Origin of the sequence: Actinopolyspora sabaoui, from assembly GCF_051225635.1 — a bacterium.
GTDB lineage: Bacteria > Actinomycetota > Actinomycetes > Mycobacteriales > Pseudonocardiaceae > Actinopolyspora.
In genome coordinates this window covers 1-398 of record NZ_JBMIHH010000033.1, presented here as the reverse complement: position 1 = coordinate 398, position 398 = coordinate 1, and the positions used below count along the sequence as shown (strand labels likewise).

Sequence of the window (398 nt, the reverse complement as noted above, 5' to 3'; positions counted from 1 at the left end):
ACAGATGTGTATCCGAGTGCTCGCCGAGGGAGGCCGAGATGGCTGAGCAGGCCCTGGCCGACTTCCCGATCTCGGCGCGCCGGGCCCGGACCCGCGATCGGCTGCTCACCGCCGCCGTCGCCGTGTTCGCCGAACGTGGAGTGAACGGGGCCAGCGTGGAGGAGATCTGCGACGCGGCGAGCTTCACTCGGGGTGCCTTCTATTCGAACTTCGCCGACAAGTCCGACCTGGTGCTGGCCCTGCTCGACCGGAGCATGACCGTGCAGTTCAGCGCGGCCCAGCAGGCGGTTGCCGACATGAAGGCCGCGACGGACGCCAGCGCCGAGGAAATGATCACCTTGGCCCTGACCGCTTTCGAGCGGGCCGGGCGACCCTTCCGGGAAGGGATTCTGCTGGAC

General features: G+C 68.3%; 1 protein-coding gene. It reads left to right on the top strand.

The features are described from left to right. Window positions 1–38: 38 nt before the first annotated feature. Window positions 39–398 (top strand): TetR/AcrR family transcriptional regulator (locus ACOQFL_RS22860; RefSeq protein WP_435546265.1); only part of this gene is annotated, 360 nt, incomplete at its 3' end.